Origin of the sequence: Hymenobacter sp. 15J16-1T3B, from assembly GCF_020711235.1 — a bacterium.
In the GTDB taxonomy this organism is placed as follows: domain Bacteria; phylum Bacteroidota; class Bacteroidia; order Cytophagales; family Hymenobacteraceae; genus Solirubrum.
Genome location: NZ_JAJFAV010000001.1, coordinates 216,063 through 235,669, shown reverse-complemented (window position 1 = coordinate 235,669; position 19,607 = coordinate 216,063). Strand labels below are relative to the sequence as shown.

The following is a 19,607-nucleotide window of genomic DNA, read 5'->3' as shown; positions in this document are numbered from 1 at the left end:
TAAAAGCTGGTACGAGTTAAACAAAAAACGTGGCCGGGAAATCCCGGCCACGTCGGCTATTTGCGGAGCAGAATTGCCGGGCTTAAATGTTGTCCCGGTCGATGTCCTGCAGGTCGGTCTGGTTCATCTTCTGCTCGTACGGAATGGTGTCGCGCTGGCCGCCGTAGTACTTCGAGCAGTCGATTTCGATGCTGAGCGGCTTGCTGGGCATGGGGAAATCTTTGGTATCGATGTCGAGGTCCTTGGCCTTGTTGTTCTTGTACACCTGCTGCATGAAGATGCCGTAGATGGGCAGCGCGAGGCGGGAGCCTTGGCCGTAGGCGCCGGTGCGGAAGTGGACGCTACGGTCTTCGCCCCCCACCCACATGCCGCACACCAGGTTCGGCGTCATGCCCATAAACCAGGCGTCCGAGTAATTCGAGGTGGTGCCGGTTTTGGCCGCAATCTGGTTCGGGAACTTGAAACCGCCGCGCAGGATGATGGACGTGCCGCCCTTTTCCTCCACCGCGCCGCGCATCATGTAGGTCATCAGGTAGGCCGTTTCCTCGCTGAGGGCTTCTTTGGTCTGCGGCACGAATTCGCGCAGCACGTTGCCGTTCTTGTCCTCGATGCGCGTGACCATCATCGGAGCCGTCCACACGCCCTTGTTCACGAAGGTGCTATAAGCGCCCGACAGCTCGTAGATGCTCACGTCGGAGGAGCCGAAGCCCACGGCGGGCACGGCCTCGATGGGGGAGGTGATGCCGAGGCGCTGGGCGTATTTCACCACGTCTTCCGGGCCGATTTCTTTCACCAGCCAGGCGGTGATGGAGTTCATGGAGCGGGCCAGGGCTTGGCGCAGGGTGAACGTGCGGCCCGAGAAGCTGCCTTCGAAGTTCTTGGGCGTATAGGCGGGCCGGCCAGCTACGGCCGGGAAAGTGGTGGCAATGTCGGGGCGCTGGTAGCAGGGCGAGTACCCGCGGTCGATGGCCGCTACGTACACGAAGGGCTTGAACGTGGAGCCCGGCTGCCGCTTGCCCTGCTTGACGTGGTCGTACTTGATGTACTTGAAGTTGATGCCGCCCACCCAAGCCTTCACCTGCCCGTTGAGCGGGTTCATGGCCATGAAGCCGGCGTGCAGCAGCCGCTTGTAGTAGGCCAGAGAGTCCATCGGCGACATCAGCACTTCCTTCTCGCCGCCCTTCCAGGTGAAGACCTTCATGCGGTACTTCTTGTTCAGGTAGTACTTCACCGAGTCGGGGTGGTCGGGGAAGCGGGCCTGCAGGGCGCGGTACCGCTCGGTGCGCTTGATGGAAGTGCTCAGGAAGTTGGGAATGAGCCGGCCGTTTTCGTCACGCCAAGGCTGCTGGCCCTTCCAATGGGCGTCGAACCACTTTTGCTGCAGGCTCATGTGGTCGGCCACGGCCGTTTCGGCGTACTTCTGCAGGCGCGAGTCGATGGTGGTGTAAATCTTCAGACCGTCGGCGTACAGGTCATGGTCGGTTTCCTTGGCCCAGGAGCGCAGCATCTTGCTGACTTCCACTCGGAAATAGGGCGCAATGCCCTCGTTCTGGTTTTCGACCTTGTAATCGAGCTTGATGGGCTTGGCCAAGGCTTTGGTGTACGCCGCCTCGTCGAGGTACTGGTACTTGCGCATCTGGCTCAGCACCCAGTCGCGGCGCTTTTTGCTGCGCTCGGGGTTACGCACCGGGCTAAACCACGTCGGGCCGTTCACCAGGCCCACCAGCAGCGCCGATTCTTCCAGCGTCAGGTTTTGGGGCTTCTTGTTGAAGAAGGTCTTTGCCGCCGTAAAGATGCCGTAGGCGTTGGAGCCGTACTCGGCCTGGTTCAGGTACATGCGCAGGATTTCGCGCTTGGTGTAGTTGCGCTCCAGCCGCACCGCCAAAATCCATTCCTTGGTCTTGGTGATGAGCATGCGCAGGCCCGGCACGTCGTTGAGCAGGCCGTCGTTGAGGTCTTCGCGGGTGCGGAACAGCAGCTTGGCCAGTTGCTGGGTCAGCGTCGAGCCGCCGCCGCTCTTGCCCAGCGCGCCCCCGGTTAGGATGCCGCCCGCCACGCGGGTCATGGCTTTGGCGTCGATGCCGGAGTGCTGCTCGAAGCGCGTGTCTTCGGTTGCTACCAAAGCATCGACGAGGTGCTGGGGCAGGTCGTTATAGTCGACGGGCGTGCGGTTTTCGCGAAAGTACTTGCCCATCAGCACGCCATCGGCCGAGTACACTTCCGACGCCAGTTCGCTCTTGGGGTTTTCCAGCGTGCGCAGGTTGGGCATGCTCCCGAACAGGTTCAGGAAGTTGACGCTGACGGCCAGTACGTACAGAATGGAACCCAGCACGCCGGCTCCGAACAGCACCCACAGGGTGCGCGTCAGGGCGCCGAAACGCTCGGGGCGGTTGGGCTTGGCCCGAAAAGCAGGTTTGGACCGCGAAACGGTAGGCATTGAGGGGAATTAAAGATTGAAAAACTGAGAATTAAAAACTGGTAGCCAGTTAGTTGCCCGAGCATGAGCCCGGACTGGCGTACCAGTTTTCGGCGGCTTATTCTCAATTTTTACCAGAGTAAACAGGCTGGGCGAAGCGTTGATACTCCTCCAGATTGCCGCGCGTCAGCAACACGGGCAGGTTATCAATACCAATCTGGAACGATTGGTAACCCGCATTGCGCAGTTTCAGCAGCGGGCCTTGGGGGCCGCGCAGCTTCAAGGCGTAGTTCTGCGCCACCTTGTTGTTGGCAAAGGGCTGCACCACCACCACTTGCTGCGTAGCACCCAGCGGCTGCACCTGAATCTGCAGGTTGCTGGCCTTGAAGAAGCGGTTGTTATACGCAGTTAGCTGGGCCTGCAGGTCGTTGAAAGCGGCGGCATCCTTCGGGAAAACAATGGCTACGGCGTGCGGCGCTGCGAGGTTAAAGGCGTAAGGGGACGGTTCAGGGGCCGGTGCCGGCGCGGTAGCCGGAGTTGCAGAAGCCGGGACCGAAGGCGAAGCGGGCGGCGTAGCAGTCTTATCGGGGGCTTTATCCGTCGGCTTGCCGGTAGCCGGGGCGGCCGGCTGCGCACCGGGGCTTGTGCCCGCCGGAGACGCCGCCGGGGCTGCTTCCTTCGGCGTCTCGGGCTTCGGCTGGGCCGGCGTCGGCACCACCGGCTTGGGCAGCGGCTCGTCGTAGTCGATGCGCATGCGGTTGTCGACCTCGCCGGGGCGGAAGAACGACACTACCGGCTTTTCCGTCGACGCCAGGGCACCGGCCAACTGCCCCGATTCGTATTTGGTGTAGCTCTGCAGCAGCTCCTGGGCGCGCGGGGCCAGAGCGCTTTCGGGGTACTTCTTCACGAAGGCGGTCAGCGCCGCTTTGTGGGCGGCCGGCGGCTGGGTGCGAATGATCAGCAGGGCGGCCAAATACTCTGCGCGGTCGTCTAAGTCGGTTTGCGGGTTCAGCTTGCGGGCCCGCAGCAGCGTGGCGTTGGCCTTGCGGAACTCCTGCTTTTTGTAAAACGCAAATGCCGAGTCGAGTCGCACGGTCATCTGTTCGTTGGCCAGCGAGGCGCGGCGCAGGTATTCGGGGTCGGCCACCAAGCGAGCGTAAGAGGAATTCGGGAATTCTGTGCGCAGCCGCTGGGCGTACTGCTCGGCTTTGGGGTCGTTCTGCTCCTTGTAAAGCAAATACAGCGAGTAGTAGGTTTCGACCGTGTGCGGCCCCTTCGGGAAGCGTTGCAGGAGCTGCTCGTAGGTCTGGATGGCGTTGACCGGCTCCCGCAGCTGCTGGTTGTAAATGGCCCCAAGTGCAAACAAGGCTTCCTGGATCTGCGCTTCGGATTGCTGCTGCTGCGAAGCCGTGAACGGCAGGCTCTGGCGGTACTCCGCGATGAGTGCGGCCTGTTCGTCCTGCGGCGTGGCCTGCTGGGCCGAGGCGTTGCCGGCGGGATTAATGGCCGAGTTGCCGGCGCCACCCACCGTTACCGGGGCGCCCGCGCCCGGCGTCGGAGCGCCGGTGGTGGCCAAGCTGCTCAGGCGCCAGTTGTCGGTGAGCGGGCGGTTGCCCCAACGGCGCTCAAAGTCGCCGCGGGCCGTGCTCAGCGCCTGCGGGTTGTCGAAGTACCACGCCCGGCCGGTGTTGTTGGTAGCAAAGGCCAGCGGGTCCACCTCCGAGTTGCCGGTGCGGGTCGGGTCCTGGCCGGTACCGGTCTGGTTGGCACTGCGAGCGGCCAAGGCCGCCTGCCGCTCGGCTTCACGCTTGCGGCGCAGCATTTCCGCGTCGGCGTAGGCCGTCAGCCGGCCGCGCAGCGCCGCCGTGTCGAGGCGCACCAGCGTCAGCAGGCTGTCCTGGGTCTGGATGATGGTCAGCTGCTGGGCGAAGTCCTTCAGGATGGTGGCCCGCTCCTGAATGGCGGCGTAGCCCGGCGTTTCGCGCGGCAGGCTTTGGGTGGTGCTGTCGTAGTAGGCCGCCGCCAGCTGGTACTTACGCAGGTTCTCGTAGTAGATGCGCCCGGCCAGCAAGTAAGCGTAGCCGCGCTGCGCCTTGTTGGTGGTATTGGTCCGCACCGATTGGTTGACCAGCTTGAGGGCCGAGTCGAAATGCTGCTGGCGGTAGTCCAGCCGGGCCATTTCGTAGTAGATCTTGTCGCGGTACTCTTTGTTCTTGGGGTCCTTTAGCAGCTTGCTGAAGTACTTGTCGAGGCGGGTCCGGTCCTGCTGGTTCAGGTCCGACACCTGCCCGAGCATCAGCTTGGAGAAGAAATCCAGCTCGTAGGGCGGGTTGCGCTTCAGAATCTTGTTCAGCTCGGCGTAGGCTTCCTTGTCCTGCCCGTTGTTTTGGTACAGCTGGGCCAGAATGTAGCGCGTGCGGCTGCGCTCATCCTTTTTCGGAATGTAAGGAATGGCCTTGCGGATGTTGGCAATGGCCAACTGCTCTTCGCCCTCGTGCAAGTAGTACTCGGCACGGGTCAGAAACAGCTCCCGGGCGTTGGCTTCCGTGCCTTCCTCCTTGTCCAGCAAGTCCGAAACCGACGAGGCATTATCCCACTGCTTGGTCACCATGTAGGTGCGCATCAGCCAGATCAGCGCCTCGTGCCGGGCGTTGGCGTCCTTGCTGGTGGTGTTGACGTACTTAAACGTCTTGGTGGCTTCCTCGAACTCGCGTTTGTAGAAACGGGTCTTGCCGATCAGAATGTACGCGTCGTCGGTCCAGTCGCTGGTGCTGCGGCGCACCACCGGGATGGAGGCCTTCTTCACGACCTCGTCCATGGCCGCCGTCAAACTCAGCGCCTTCACGGAGTCAACTACCGGAAACAGCGGCAGCACGCGGTTGTAGTCGTTGGGGCGCTCCTTATAAAGCTTGGCTTCCTCGGCGCGCATCTTCTCGCGGGCCAGGAAGTAGCCATTGTCGCGGGCCGTGATGTTCTGGTAAGCACGGGCCACCACGTTGTGCCGCTCGGCCGAGCAGCCGCTCAGCAGCAGGGCCGTGCCGGCCACGAACAGGCCACAAACGGAGGATAAAGCAAAACGCGCGGGATTCGGCACGGGCAGCAGCAAGCGGTGGATGGATGAGTTGCGGGGAAAACGCTGTTGGGCAGCCCTTTTGTTCAGCGACGGGGCAGCTGCTGAAGCAGCCGTTCCCGACCACCTACAACGCCGCAAATCAGCTAAAAGTACGCGAATTTACCTGCTCTGGCCCGGGCGTTGCCGGATTCGGCCTCATTTAGTGCGGGTTGGCTGCTGATTTGGCAATCCTGGCGTACCTTTGCAGCCTTCATTTGAAATTCATGCCCGAGTCGACGCCCCCGCCCAAGAAAAGCACGAGCCAACTGGCCCGCTACTCCGGCGTGGGCATGCAAATGCTGGTCACCATCGGCCTCAGCGTCTGGCTCGGTGTCTGGCTCGACGAGAAGTACGGCTGGAGCCCCTGGGCCACGGTGGTGCTGTCTTTACTGGGCGTCTTCGCGGCCATGTACCAGATCATTCGCAGCGTTTCCAGCGACAAATGAACTCTTCAGCGGCCGATTTCCTTACGGCTGCCCCAAGTCCCGCTCTTTGACCTCTGCGCCCGCCGCTCACCCGCGCTACGCCCCGATGAACCGCTTCCTTCGCAATTTGCTCATCTTCTCTATCCTGCTCGGCGCCGGCATCTATGGCCTGCGCCTGCAGTACGGCGAAACGGTGGTGCACCCGAGCGCGGACTGGCTGTTGCTGTTCTTTGTGGTGCTGACGGCGCTGACCTTCTGGCTGACCTGGCGGGCCTTTCAGCGCGACCCGGAATCGTTGATGACGGCTTGGTTCAGCACCACGGCCCTGCGCTTGGTACTCGCTTTAGTAGTCGTTGTAACCTATTTAGTGCGCGGCGGCGCCAAGGCGGGGCACAGCACTTGGACTTTTTTGGGCCTGTTCTTCCTTCTGTATTTTCTCTATACCGGGTTTGAAGTCTGGAACGTCGTGACTAACTTGCGCCCGTTTTCAAAACAGCCCTCTTCGGAGGCATAGTTTTGGACTCATCTGACCCTAAATCATTCTGAATGAAGCGGTTTCTCGCCCTTGCCTTCTGGATTTTGACCCTGCCCGTTTTCGCGCAGGAGCACCCCGTAGAGGTATCCACCACCGCTGACACGCAGGTTGAAGCCACGGAAGAGGGCAAGTTCAACGCCGGCGAGATGATTCTGCACCACGTAGGCGACTCGCACGAATGGCACTTTACCTCCATTGGCGAATCGCACGTTACGCTGCCGCTGCCCATCATCGCCTACCGCCCCGGCAAAGGCCTGTCGGTGTTCTCGTCGAGCCGCTTCGGTCACGAGTTTAAGGAAAGCTACGACGGCTTGAAGCTGGAGCACGAGCACCTGGAGTCGGTCGACGGCTCGCCCGTGTACGACTTCAGCATCACCAAGAACGTGGCCTCGATGCTGATCAGCGTGCTGCTGCTCATCCTGGTATTTACTTCGGTAGCTGGTGGTTACAAGAAGAACCACGGCCGCGCGCCCAAGGGCCTGCAGTCGTTCTTCGAGCCCATTATCCTCTTCGTCCGCGACGAAATCGGTAAGAAGGCCATCGGGCCCAAGTACAAGAAGTACCTGCCCTACCTGTTGACCATCTTCTTCTTCATCTGGTTCAACAACCTGCTGGGCTTGCTGCCGGGCGCCGCTAACCTGACCGGCAACCTCGCCGTCACGTTCCTTTTCGCCTTCATCACGCTGCTCATCACCACGTTCAGCTCCAACAAGTACTACTGGTCCCACATCTTCTGGACGCCCGGGGTACCGCTGTGGCTGCGCCCGATCATGATTCCGGTGGAACTCATCGGCGTGATTTCGAAGCCCTTCTCCCTGATGGTCCGACTCTTCGCCAACATCACGGCCGGTCACATCATCATCCTGAGCTTCATCTCGCTGATCTTCATCTTCAACACGGTGGCCGTGTCGCCGCTGTCGCTGGCCTTCGGCTTGTTCATCAACTGCCTGGAGCTGCTGGTGGCCCTGCTGCAAGCTTACATCTTCACGCTGCTGACCGCCATGTACATCGGCGGCGCCGTGGAGGAGCACGATGACCACGACTACGGCATCGGCGGCGACGACGCCGACGCGCCGGCCCACGTGTCGCACGCCCACTAAGCGGCGGCCTACCCCACTTCGCTTTTCCTTTTCATTTCGAATTTTTCCTTTTCACACTCCCCAAACCCCTGTTTTATGCTTCTCACTCTGTTGCTGCAGGTCGTTAATGCTGTTGGTCTGGCCGTAATGGGCGCTGGTATCGGTGCTGGCCTGGCTATCCTGGGTGCCGGCCTCGGCATCGGTCGCATTGGCGGCAGCGCCATGGAGGCTATCGGCCGCCAGCCCGAGGCTTCGGGCAAAATCCAGACGGCTATGCTGATCGTAGCGGCCCTCGTTGAAGGTGCAGCTCTGTTCGCCGTCGTAGTCTGCCTGCTGATTGCTCTGAAACTGCAGTAGTAGCATAACTGGCCCGGCCGCCTGCTTTTCCTCAAGAAAACAGGTGGGCCGGGCTAGATGCTGTTATTGGGTTGTTTCGGGCGGCTCCGTAGCGACGCCGCGCGGGGCCCATTTCTCACCTAGCAATCTGCTAAGCGACCATGCTTACCAACCCTAGTTTCGGCTTGCTGTTTTGGCAGCTGGCCATCTTCATCATCCTGCTGCTCATTCTGCGCGCTTTCGCGTGGAAGCCCATCCTGGCCGCCCTGAGCGAGCGGGAGGAGAGCATCGAAGGCGCCCTGCGCCAGGCCGACCAGGCCAAGCTGGAAATGCAGGCTCTGAAGGCCGGCAACGAAAAGCTGCTGGCCGAAGCCCGGCAGGAGCGCGACCGTATCCTGAAGGAAGCCGCCGCCATGAGCAACCAGCTCATCGAGACGGCCAAGCAGAAGGCCACGGACGAAGGCGCCCGCATGATCATGCAGGCCCGCGAAGCCATCCAAAACGAGAAACAAGCTGCTCTGGCCGAAGTGAAAAACACGGCCGCGCAACTGTCCATCGACATTGCCGAGCGCATCCTGCGCCGAGAACTCACGGATGCCACCGCCCAAAAGCAGCTGGTGACCGACTACCTGCAAGAGGTAAAACTCAACTAGTAGTGAGTATGGAGTATTGAGTAGCTAGACTTCTCTCCCGGGACGCTCTACTCAGTACTCAATACCAAATACTCAATACCATTCCCCAATGTCTGAACTACGAGTCGCCGCCCGCTACGCCAAGTCCTTGCTGGATTTGGCGAATGAGCAGGGTACGCTGGATGCAGTGAAACAGGACATGGACCTGTTCGGCAACACCTTGGACGGCAGCCGCGATTTGCGCCTGCTGCTGCGCAACCCCATCGTGCAGCACGACAAGAAGCTGGCCATCCTGCGGCGGCTGTTTGACGGCAAGGTGTCGGACCTGACCATGCGGTTCTTCACCATCATTACCCAAAAGAACCGCGAAAACGCGTTGGAATTTGTGGCCCCGGAATTCCTGGCCCAGTTCAACAAGCTGCGCGGTATTCAATCGGCGGACGTGACCACGGCCACCCCGCTCACCCCGGAACTCCGCGCCCACGTGGAGCGTCTGGTACAAGATCAAACCGGCGGCCAGGTGCTCCTCAAAGAGCACGTGGACCCCTCGCTGATCGGGGGCTTTGTCCTCCGCCTCGGCGACCGGCAGATCGACGACTCGGTTCGCACGCGCCTCAACCGCCTGCGGTCCACCTTCAAAGAGAACCCCTTCCAAGCCCAACTATAAGTCAGCATCATGGCAGAAGTACGTCCGGATGAAGTATCCGCCATTCTGCGGGAGCAGTTGTCCAATTTCAAGACCGAAGCCGAACTCGAAGAAGTCGGTACGGTGCTGCAGGTTGGCGACGGGGTAGCCCGCATCTACGGCCTCTCGAAAGCCCAGTCGGGTGAACTGATTGAGTTCGAGAACGGTCTGCAGGCACTGGTTTTGAACCTCGAAGAAGACAACGTAGGTGCCGTAATGCTCGGCGACTACTCGGAAATCCGCGAGGGTGCCACCGTGCGCCGCACCAACAAGATTGCCTCGATCAAAGTAGGCGAGGGCATCGTGGGCCGCGTGGTCAACACGCTGGGCCAGCCCATCGACGGCCGCGGCCCCATTGCCGGCGAGCTGTACGACATGCCGCTGGAGCGCAAAGCCCCGGGCGTAATCTTCCGCCAGCCGGTAAACGAGCCCCTACAAACCGGCATCAAGGCTATCGACGCCATGATTCCGATCGGCCGTGGCCAGCGCGAGCTGATCATCGGTGACCGTCAGACCGGCAAATCGACCGTTGCGCTTGACGCCATCCTGAACCAGCGCGAGTTCTTCGAGCGCGGCGAGCCTGTATTCTGCATCTACGTGGCCATCGGCCAGAAGGCCTCGACGGTAGCCCAGATCGTAAACTCGCTGCAGCGCGGCGGTGCCATGGACTACACGGTGGTGGTTTCGGCTTCGGCCGCTGACCCCGCTCCGATGCAGTTCTTCGCGCCCTTCACCGGTGCTGCCATCGGTGAGTTCTTCCGCGACACCGGCCGTCCGGCCCTCGTGGTGTACGATGACCTCTCGAAGCAAGCTGTGGCTTACCGCGAAGTGTCGTTGCTGCTGCGCCGCCCCCCGGGCCGCGAAGCGTACCCCGGCGATGTATTCTACCTGCACAGCCGCTTGCTGGAGCGTGCCGCCAAGGTTAACGCCTCGGACGACATTGCCCGCAACATGAACGACCTGCCCGATAGCCTGAAAGGCATCGTGAAGGGCGGCGGTTCGCTGACGGCTCTGCCCATCATCGAAACCCAGGCTGGTGACGTATCGGCGTACATCCCGACCAACGTAATTTCGATTACCGACGGGCAGATTTTCCTCGAGACGAACCTGTTCAACTCGGGTATCCGTCCGGCCATCAACGTGGGTATTTCGGTATCGCGCGTGGGTGGCTCGGCCCAGATCAAGTCGATGAAGAAGGTGGCCGGCACGCTGAAGCTGGACCAGGCCCAGTTCCGCGAACTGGAAGCCTTCGCCAAGTTCGGCTCGGACCTGGATGCCTCGACCAAGCTCACCATCGAGCGTGGCCGTCGCAACCTGGAAATCCTGAAGCAGCCCCAGTTCTCGCCGGTGAAGGTGGAAGACCAGGTGGCCATCATCTACGCTGCTACTAACGGCCTCTTGGACCGTGTGCCGGTAAACCGTGTGCGCGAGTTCGAGAAGGAGTTCACGCAGGTGATGAACACCCGTCACGCCGACGTGCTGGCTGGCCTGAAAGCCGGTAAGCTCGACGACACCATCACGGGCACCATCCGCCAGGTAATCAACGACCTGTCGGCCTCGTACGCTGCCAAGTAATCTAGCTAGTCGTCAGTTGTCAGTTGTGGGTTGTTAGGACCCGTCGGAGCCCGGCTCCGCGGCGTCCAGACTAACAACTGACAACCGGCAACTGACAACTCTTTTTAGCAAGCATGGCTAACTTAAAGGAAATCCGCGGCCGGATTCAGTCGGTCAGCTCGACGCAGCAAATCACCAAAGCCATGAAAATGGTGGCGGCGGCCAAGCTGCGCCGCGCGCAGGACAACATCATGCGCATGCGGCCCTACGCCCAGCGGCTCAACGGCATCCTGAGCAACCTCTCGCAGGGAGCTGATGCCGACGTGACCGGTGGCTACGGCGTGCAGCGCGAAGTGCGCCGCGTGCTCATCATTGCCATTACCTCGGACCGCGGCTTGGCCGGTGCTTTCAACAGCAACGTGTTCAAGGGTGTGAACCAGGTTGTTCAGGAGCGCTACGCCACCCAAGCCGCCAACGGTGGCGTGAGCATCATGGCTATCGGCCGTAAGGCCCATGACTACTTCGGGCGCCGCGGCGAGCTGGTGGGCAACTACACCCACGTGTTCCAGCAGCTGTCGTTCGATACGGTGCGCGTAGCCGCGGAGCAGGCCATGGCCGGTTTCCGCGAAGGACAGTTCGACCAAGTGGTCATCGTGTACAACGAGTTCAAGAACGTTGCCACGCAGATCATTCGCGCCGAGCAGTTACTGCCCATCCTCCCGCCCGCTGAATCCGCTACGACCACCGCTGCTACCTCGAATGTGGACTACATCTTCGAGCCGAGCAAGGAGGAAATCGTCGAGAGCCTGATTCCGACCTCGCTGAAGATTCAACTCTACAAGGCCGTGCTGGAAAGCAACGCCTCGGAGCACGGCGCCCGCATGACGGCCATGGACAAAGCCACCGAAAACGCCGGTGAACTGCTCAAGGCCCTTAAGCTGACCTACAACCGGGGCCGTCAGGCCGCCATTACGAACGAGATTCTCGAAATCGTGGGCGGCGCTGAGGCACTGGCAGCCAGCCGCTAGAACCGGCCTTACAAGACCGAAGCCGGCCCGCTTCCCGCTAGGGAGGCGGGCCGGTTTGTTGTTACAAGTGCATGTACTGCCGCCCGGCCAGCTCCTCGAAGCCCCACACTAATACGGCAAAATATCAGTGAGACCAGTGCGCTATGGTAGCTCCGTCCAATTATTGGCTTTGCTACTTGCAGCGACTGGCTTTCCATTCATCAAAGAATTACGCTTTGCTGTCAGCCAATAAGTTGCCGACCTCACCCAGTTGGATAACCCTATCTTTAGGGCGTTCTAATTGGTAAATATTTCGGCCAGTGAAGCTACCCTGGTGCTGGCTACGGTTCTACATCGTTGCTCTACTTATCGCATGAAGCATTTGTGCCTTCTTTGGAGGAATTACTGGGCCCTGATGTCCTGGTTTGGGGTTTGTTTATTGTTGGCTATGCCACAATTGAGCTGGGCGCAGGCACCAGCCTGGGAAATAGCTTTATCGTCGGAACAGACTACTGGGGCTTCGGGTACAGCTATTACGCGCGGCACAGTGGTAAATGCGGCTGGAGACGTGCTCTTGGTCGGTCATTTCAGTGGGCAGGTAGCTTTCGGTAGCACCACCCTGGTCAGCGCTGGTTTCAATGACGTCTTCATCGCCAAGTGGAATGCGGCTTCCGGAGCCTGGGTCTGGGCTGTGCGCGCCGGTGGTACTGGCAGCGACCAAGGTTGGGGCATTGCCGTAAGTGGGAGCAGCGTGTACGTCACGGGCTATGTGACAAACAGTCTTGCCAACAGCGAGAACGTGCAGTTCGGCAATACTGCACTTAATGGAACTAGCGGCTTCGCAACTAGAGACGTGTTTGTTGCTAAATACACCGACGTAGGTGGTAACGTCACCTATAACTGGGCTGTAACCGGTGGTGGAGCTAGCAACGACACTGGGAATGGCGTTGCTGTGAGCGGGAGCAGCGTGTACATCACGGGCAACGTAACGAACAACCTTGCTAACGCCCAGAATGTGCAGTTCGGCAATACTGCACTTAACGGAGCCGGTGCTACTTCCGGGTTAGATGTGTTCGTAGTTAAGTATACCGATGCCGGCAGCAACGCTACCTACAACTGGGCCTCCATCGGGGGGGGCGCAGGTGATGACATCGGTAATGCTATTGTCGCCGATGCGAATAGTGTGTACGTTACGGGTGCAGTAACAAATAATAGCTCTAATAGTAGGGCGGTACAGTTTGGCGGCGTTACGGTCAATGGAGCCAGTACTGCAATCAGTTGGGATGCGTTCCTGGTGAAATACACTGATGCGGGCAATAGCACCACGTGCACTTGGGCCACGACTGGCGGTGGCACTGGCGCCGACCAAGGCAATAACATTGCCCTCAACGGTAGCAGTGTGTATATCACTGGCACCGTAACGAATACTAGCGCTAACAGCCAGGGGGTGCAGTTTGGGGGCATGCCGCTCAGTGGAAGCGGGACTAACGCCAACCTAAATATGTTTACCGCGAAATATACCGATGCGGGTAGCGGTGTGAGTTATAACTGGGCCGTAACCGGCGGTGGGTCTGGCAACGACATTAGTTATGACGTTGCCGTTGACGGTACCAGCGTGTATGTGACTGGTTATGTATACAACGATAGCGCTGATGGGCAGGGTGTACGGTTCGGCAACATCCCGCTTAGTGGCAAGGATTGGCTTGCAAATGCTGACGCATTCGTAGCCAAATACACTGATGCAGGTAATAACGCCTCATGCAACTGGGTGACTGCTACGGGTGGGGCCAGTGCTGAAATTGGCTATAGCCTAGCTGTGGGCCGAACGGCTTTATACGTTAATATAGCTATTGATATTTACTCCTATCGCTTTGATACGGAGCAGATGCTGCCTCCCAATAGCACTGTGCAGGCCACGCTTGATCCAGCTACTGGTGCTTGGCAGTACGCTAGCTTTTCTCGTACTGCCCCAGGTACCGCTATTACGCAAGCCACTGCGGCAAACGCAGCCGGTGACGTATTCTCAGTAGGGTATTTCAGCGGCCAAGTGGTCTTTGGTAACACCACACTCGTCAGCGAAGCCTCCTCTGATGTGTTTGTTGCGAAATGGAGCTCGACCACCGGCACGTGGGCGTGGGCAGTATCCGGTGGTGGCGGCGGCGGTGATATGGGGTTTGGTATTGCTGTCAGTGGCAACAGCGTATATGCTACGGGATTTGTAGCTGCTAGTGCCGATTTTCCGGTGCGGTTCGGTGAAGTAAGCGTTGCCGGTGCTAGCGCCACTTCTGGTCTGGATGTTTTCGTGGTCAAGTATACCGATGCAGGCAGCAGCGCGATTTGCAATTGGGCCATGGCCGGCGGAGGGGCGGATGGTGATGTTGGCAATGGCATTGCCGTTAGTGGGAGCAGCGTATACGTCACAGGCTATATAACAAACAATAGTGCAAACAGCAAAGCCGTACAATTCGGCGGTGTGCCGCTCAGTGGAGCCAGTGCTACGAGCAGTGTTGATGCGTTCCTTGTTAAGTATACCGATACAGGCAACGGTGCTACCTACAATTGGGCCGTAGCTGGGGGCGGTACCAACTCCGACCAAGGCATCGGCATTGCCGTGAATGGGACCAGCGTATACATGGTTGGTATCATGAGCAATACCAGCGCCAACAGCCAAAGTGTGCAGTTCGGCGGCGTGCCGCTCAGCGGCAGTGGTACTTCGACCAATCAGGATGTGTTCATCACCAAGTACACCGACGCGGGCAACAGCGTCACCTACAATTGGGGTACAGCCGGCGGCGGAGCAGGCATTGATGGAAGCAACAGTATTGCGGTAAGTGGAACTACCCTGTACGTGGGGGGGTATGCGAATAACAATAGCAATAATGCCAACGGAGTGCAGTTTGGCGGCGTGACGCTCAACGGAGCCAGCAGCTCATTAACCGCTGACGCTTTCATTGCTAAGTATACTGACGCTGGCAGCCACGCGACGGGAGTCTGGGCAGTAGCCGGTGGGGGCACCGGCGCCGACAGGGTAAACCGTATTGCTCTTAACGGAAACAATCTATATGTATCGGGCAACATCTCTACTACTAGCACCAACGCCCAAGGCGTGCGGTTCGGTGGCGTAGCGCTCAGCGGCAGCGGTACCACCGCCAATCTTGACGTGTTCGTGGCTAAGTACACAGATGCGGGTAGCAACGTCACTTATAATTGGGCTACCGCTGGCGGGGGCGCTGGAACCGATTTGGGCGCTTCTATTAGTTATAGCAACAATCAGCTGGTGATAGGAGGGGCAGTAGCCTTGCCAGCTGCCTTTGGCAGTATCTCGCTGAGCGGCACGACTACCCAAGCGGCCTTTCTAGCGAAGCTGACCCTGTCGGACCCTAGCATCAGTGCTTTTAATCCTAACCCAGCCGGCGTAGGTCAGTTGGTGACGGTGACGGGCAGCAATCTAAGCGGTGTTACTGCTCTGACCGTTAACGGGGTAGATGCTACACCTAGCTTGACTAACAATACGGCTACCAGCATCAGCTTCCGGGTGCCATCGGGCACACCGACCTCCGGCATCACCACGCTCAGTACTACTGCGGGTAGTACTACTAGCACGCTGTTTCAAACGGTACCAGCCCCCGGTAATGCTCTGGCTTTCGACGGGCTAGACGATTATGTAAGTGTCCCGGCCAGCCCTGCGTTCCGCTTTGGTACGGGCGACTTCACGATCGAAGCTTGGGTACGTACTGCCGGCACCAGTGGCACCTACGTGGCGGTGGGCAGCACGGGCAATGGGGAAGAATACTGGTTGGGAATGACGAACCAGCACGCAGCATTGTCTGTTTCGGGCGGCATCATTGTCGAGGGAGCTTCCGTACTGAACGACAATCATTGGCACCACTTGGCCGGCGTGCGCGACGGTGGCCAGCTAACCATTTACGTGGATGGCGTAGCTGAACGCACCCTCATCAATAACCGCTCGGCCAGCCCTTTGGCCGAGCTGGGAATAGGCCACCTCGGCGGTGGTAGCTACTGGCCAGGCCGTATCGACGAGGTTCGCATCTACAACGCAGCGCTCAGTCTAGAACAACTTCAAACCGAATTGCGAGGCGTCATGCCCTCGCAGTCGGCCAATCTGCAACTGTACCTGAACTTTGATGCAGGTATTCTTGCTGCTGTCAACAGTGGCGCCAACGCTGGTCTGACAACGCTCTACGACCTGAGCCCCAACGCGTACGTCGCTGCACTTTCGAACTTTGCCTTGAGCAGTGGCAACACAACGTCAAACTGGGTAAGTAGCTATGCGTTGGTGGTACCCGTTGCCACGGCTGCGTCCGGCACAGGCGCCAACGAGTTTACCGCTAGTTGGACAGCTCCGGCTTTCGGCACTGTAACGAGCTATGTGCTCGACGTGTCGACTACAGCCGATTTTGCAACGCCCGTTGCTGGTTCTCCATTTCTGATAGCCGCTCCTGCTAGTAATTATGTGGTGACAGGTTTGCCTGACACTGTCGGTTCTTATTTCTACCGCGTGCGCGCTACGAACAATGTGCTGGGAGAGACCGGACCCACCTCTAACGTCGTTACTGTTGCAACCCCACTGCCCGTGGAGCTAACTTCCTTCACCGCTACGAGGCAAGGGCAGACCGGGGTACGCTTGGCCTGGATGACTGCACAGGAAAAGAACAGCGCCTATTTCCAAGTGGAGCGAAGCCTCGACGGGCGCACGTTCACCGCTCTTGGAATGCCAGTAGCAGCGGTTGGCACGAGTACAACACAGTGCTCGTATCATCTAATAGATACAGCGTTTCCGGCCAATGCTAGGGTGTTGTACTACCGCCTGCGGATCGTAGACCAAGACGCAACTTTTGCCTATTCCAACGTACAGACCGTGCACTTGGGTGAGGCAATGGCCCGACTGGTCGTGTACCCCAACCCGGCACCGGGCGCGGCTACCCTCACAGGAGCATACCCAGGCGCTGAAGTAGAAGTGCTCGACACGCAGGGACACCTGCTACTCCGAGCCAAGGCAGACGCCGCAGGGGCGGTCTACTTACGGCTGCCTGTGCGCGCGCCGGCCGGCGTATACATGGTGCGTAGCGGAAGCAAAGCTGTACGTTTGATTAACAAATAGCGCTGCAGATTAAGCAACAGAGAATCGGCCCGCTTCCCGCTAGGGAGGCGGGCCGGTTTGTTGTTACAGGTGCATGTACTGCCGCCCGGCCAGCTCCTTGCTCGGCTTCGGCACTTTGGGGTGCGCTTCGAGCAGCGTCAGCACTAGGTTGGGCGTAAGTCGGGTGAAGTCTTGGATGACCGTCATCGGCGCCTGAAACTGCGCGGGCTTGAGGGTGCTGGCCACGGCAATGCAGCGCATGCCGGCTTTGTAAGCGGCCTGTTCGCCCAGGATAGCGTCTTCGAACACCACGCAGCGCTCCGGCGGGATGCCCAACTGCCGCGCCGCTACCGTGAACGTGTCGGCGTGGGGCTTGCCGCGGTCCACGTCGTCTTTGCCCACCACCACGTCGAAGTGGCGGCGCAGGTCGAGGTGGTCGATGATGTAGGTGATGGTTTCGGAGGCCGAGCCGGTGCCCAGGGCCAGCTTAAAGCCGGCGGCGCGGGCAGCGTCGAGAAACGTGGTGAGGCCGGGCATTTCCCGGCGCTTGTCCCAGTAGAGCACGCGGTAGAGGAATTCGCGGCGGTCGGCGTACTGCTTCAGGTCCTTTTCCGGTACCGGGTGGCGAAACACGGTTTTGAGGATGTTGGTGGCGGGCATGCCGTTGAGGCGCCGCAGCAGGGGCAGGGCTTTGGTGTCGAGGCCCAGCTCGCGGAACAGCAGCTGGAAGGCGCGGGCCTGGTAGGATGTGTTGTCGATGAGCACGCCGTCCATGTCGAAGAGCAGGGCGTGGTCGGAGGCAGCGAGGGGCATGAGGGCAGGGGCGAAGGGCAGCGGTAATCAAATGATAACCGCCTGCGTGTACGGAGCAGGCGCCGCCGGGGGTATTCTTGGGTAGGGCGTTGCGGGATTGGGCCGTAACTTTGACGGCCCCGATCGGCCGTGCGCCGTTTGGGCCCCGCTCACCACCGTTCCGATTATGCGAAATACCTTTTTGACGGGCCTGCTGGTCGCCACGGCCGTGCTCGGCGGCCCGGCGGCTTCGGCCCAGAAAACCAAGCCCCTGCCCCGGCCCAAGCTGGTCGTGGGCATCGTGGTGGACCAGATGCGCTACGACTACCTGTACCGCTATTGGAACAAGTACGGCGCGGATGGCTTCCGGCGCCTGCTCGGCGAAGGGTTCAGCTTCGAAAACTGCCACTACAACTACGTGCCCACTTACACCGGCCCGGGCCACGCCAGCATTTATACCGGTACCACGCCCTCGGGGCACGGCATCATCGGCAACAACTGGCTGGTGCGCGAAGCCGGCCGGGCTACCTACGTGACCGAGGACAAGAGCGTGCAGGCCGTGGGCGGTAGCGCGGCGGCCGGGCAGATGTCGCCGCGGCACATGCTCACCACCACCATCACCGACGAGCTGCGCCTGGCCACGAACTTTCAGGCCAAGACCATCGGCGTGTGCATCAAGGACCGGGGCTCCATTCTGCCCGCCGGCCACGCCGCCTCGGCCGCGTACTGGTTCGACGACGTCAACGGGGCCTTCATCACCAGCACCTTCTACGCCCAGCAGCTGCCCGAGTGGGTGCAGCAATTCAATGCCCGCAAGCTGCCCGAGCAGTACATGGCCAAGCCCTGGACCACGCTGCTGCCCATCGAGCAATACACCGAAAGCACCGCCGACGACGTGCCCTGGGAAAACACCTTCGTGGGCGAGACCAAGCCGGTGTTTCCGCACGATTTGCCCGCCCTGCTCGGCCCCAACGGCCCGGCGGCCACGGCGGCCGGCCCGGTAAAGCAACCCGGCGCCGGCGAGCCGCCCCGCACCAAGTGGGAAAGCCGCAGCCTGCTGCGCACCACGCCCTTCGGCAACACGCTCACCCTGGACTTCGCCCTCGAAGCCCTGCGGGCCGAGCAGCTGGGCCAGCGCGGGCAAACCGACTTTCTGGCCCTGAGCTTTAGCTCCACCGACTACGTGGGTCACCACTTCGGCCCGAACGCCATCGAAACCGAGGACACCTACCTGCGCCTCGACCGCGAAATAGCTCGCCTGCTCAAGGCCCTGGACCAGCAAGTGGGCAAGGGCCAGGCGCTGGTGTTTCTCTCGGCCGACCACGGCGCGGCGCACTCGCCGGAGTTCCTCAAGAGCCAGCGCATTCCGGCCGGCTCGGTGGGTCCGCGCCTCTGGCGCGACTCGCTGCAGGCCCGTCTGACGCGCCGGCTGGGGCCGGGACAGTGGGTGCTCAGCTACGAAAACCAGCAGGTGTACCTGAACCGCCCGCTCATCGCCCAGAAGAAGCTGGACCTCTACCAAGTGCAGCAACTGGTGGTCGAGTTGGCCGTGCAATTCACCGGCGTCACACGCGCCATTGCGGCCACGGATCTGCAGAAGTCGCACTGGGAAAGCGGGCTGCTGATGTACCTGGAAAACGGCTACCTGCCCAGCCGCTCGGGCGACGTGATGGTGGTGATGGAGCCCGGCTGGCTGGAGTCGTACAGCTACCCGGTCAACAAAGGCACCACCCACGGCTCGTCCGGTGCGTATGATACCCACGTGCCGCTGCTGTTCTGGGGCTGGCGCGTGCCGCAGGGCGAGTCGGCATTTCCGGCGCGGATTACCGATATTGCACCGACGGTAGCCCGGTTCCTTCATATTCAGGAGCCCGACGGCTGCACCGGGCAACCCCTGCAGGACGTGCTGACCAAGAAAAAATAGCGACGCCCC

The 19,607-nt window shown here is 60.3% G+C and carries 13 protein-coding genes; 10 read left to right on the top strand and 3 right to left on the bottom strand.

Translation table 11 applies throughout. From position 1 onward, the window contains the following. Nucleotides 1–82 precede the first annotated feature (82 nt). Both LJ737_RS00960 and porW read right to left on the bottom strand, forming a co-directional pair. Nucleotides 83–2,437 carry a penicillin-binding protein 1A gene (locus LJ737_RS00960; protein WP_227761970.1) on the bottom strand — a complete coding sequence of 785 codons (2,355 nt, stop codon included), beginning with the start codon at nt 2,435–2,437 and terminating at the stop codon, nt 83–85. Between the two features lie 103 nt (nt 2,438–2,540). Then, entirely contained in the window at nt 2,541–5,510 is a 2,970-nt protein-coding gene (gene porW / locus LJ737_RS27050) for a type IX secretion system periplasmic lipoprotein PorW/SprE (RefSeq protein ID WP_227761961.1), read from the bottom strand. Nucleotides 5,511–5,752: 242 nt separating this feature from the next. Here porW and LJ737_RS00950 point away from each other — a divergent pair, with 242 nt between their 5' ends. The 9 genes from LJ737_RS00950 (at nt 5,753) to LJ737_RS00910 (ending at nt 16,903) form a co-directional block, all read left to right on the top strand. Further along, nucleotides 5,753–5,974: an AtpZ/AtpI family protein gene (locus tag LJ737_RS00950; RefSeq protein WP_227762941.1), complete on the top strand. Its 222-nt coding sequence runs from the start codon at nt 5,753–5,755 to the stop codon at nt 5,972–5,974. Between the two features lie 85 nt (nt 5,975–6,059). After that, the gene (locus LJ737_RS00945; protein WP_227761959.1) at nt 6,060–6,467 is read left to right on the top strand and encodes a hypothetical protein; all 408 of its coding nucleotides are present in this window, start codon (nt 6,060–6,062) and stop codon (nt 6,465–6,467) included. 32 nt (nt 6,468–6,499) lie between these two features. Then, nucleotides 6,500–7,588, top strand: a complete 1,089-nt coding sequence (gene atpB, locus LJ737_RS00940; protein WP_227761957.1) for a F0F1 ATP synthase subunit A — start codon at nt 6,500–6,502, stop codon at nt 7,586–7,588. A gap of 75 nt (nt 7,589–7,663) precedes the next feature. Then, nucleotides 7,664–7,924 carry an ATP synthase F0 subunit C gene (atpE, locus tag LJ737_RS00935; protein WP_111479763.1) on the top strand — a complete coding sequence of 87 codons (261 nt, stop codon included), beginning with the start codon at nt 7,664–7,666 and terminating at the stop codon, nt 7,922–7,924. A 140-nt stretch (nt 7,925–8,064) separates the two neighbouring features. Continuing rightward, the gene (locus LJ737_RS00930; protein ID WP_227761955.1) at nt 8,065–8,556 is read left to right on the top strand and encodes a F0F1 ATP synthase subunit B; all 492 of its coding nucleotides are present in this window, start codon (nt 8,065–8,067) and stop codon (nt 8,554–8,556) included. Between the two features lie 88 nt (nt 8,557–8,644). Beyond that, nucleotides 8,645–9,202 (top strand): ATP synthase F1 subunit delta, encoded by a 558-nt coding sequence (atpH, locus tag LJ737_RS00925; RefSeq protein WP_227761953.1) that lies wholly within the window; start codon nt 8,645–8,647, stop codon nt 9,200–9,202. A 9-nt stretch (nt 9,203–9,211) separates the two neighbouring features. Then, complete coding sequence (gene atpA / locus LJ737_RS00920) at nt 9,212–10,795, top strand: F0F1 ATP synthase subunit alpha (RefSeq protein WP_227761952.1); 1,584 nt, start codon at nt 9,212–9,214, stop codon at nt 10,793–10,795. A gap of 113 nt (nt 10,796–10,908) precedes the next feature. After that, nucleotides 10,909–11,802, top strand: a complete 894-nt coding sequence (gene atpG, locus LJ737_RS00915) for an ATP synthase F1 subunit gamma (protein WP_227761951.1) — start codon at nt 10,909–10,911, stop codon at nt 11,800–11,802. A 427-nt stretch (nt 11,803–12,229) separates the two neighbouring features. Next, nucleotides 12,230–16,903: a LamG-like jellyroll fold domain-containing protein gene (locus tag LJ737_RS00910; protein WP_227761949.1), complete on the top strand. Its 4,674-nt coding sequence runs from the start codon at nt 12,230–12,232 to the stop codon at nt 16,901–16,903. 63 nt (nt 16,904–16,966) lie between these two features. Here LJ737_RS00910 and LJ737_RS00905 read toward each other — a convergent pair whose 3' ends face one another. Further along, a complete protein-coding gene (locus LJ737_RS00905; RefSeq protein ID WP_227761948.1) occupies nt 16,967–17,695 on the bottom strand; it encodes an HAD family hydrolase in 729 nt (242 codons plus the stop codon). Nucleotides 17,696–17,861: 166 nt separating this feature from the next. On the opposite strand from LJ737_RS00905, the gene LJ737_RS00900 reads away from it, so the two are divergent. Beyond that, on the top strand, nt 17,862–19,598 hold the full coding sequence (locus tag LJ737_RS00900; RefSeq protein WP_227761946.1) for an alkaline phosphatase family protein: 1,737 nt from the start codon (nt 17,862–17,864) through the stop codon (nt 19,596–19,598). The last annotated feature ends 9 nt before the right edge of the window (nt 19,599–19,607 follow it).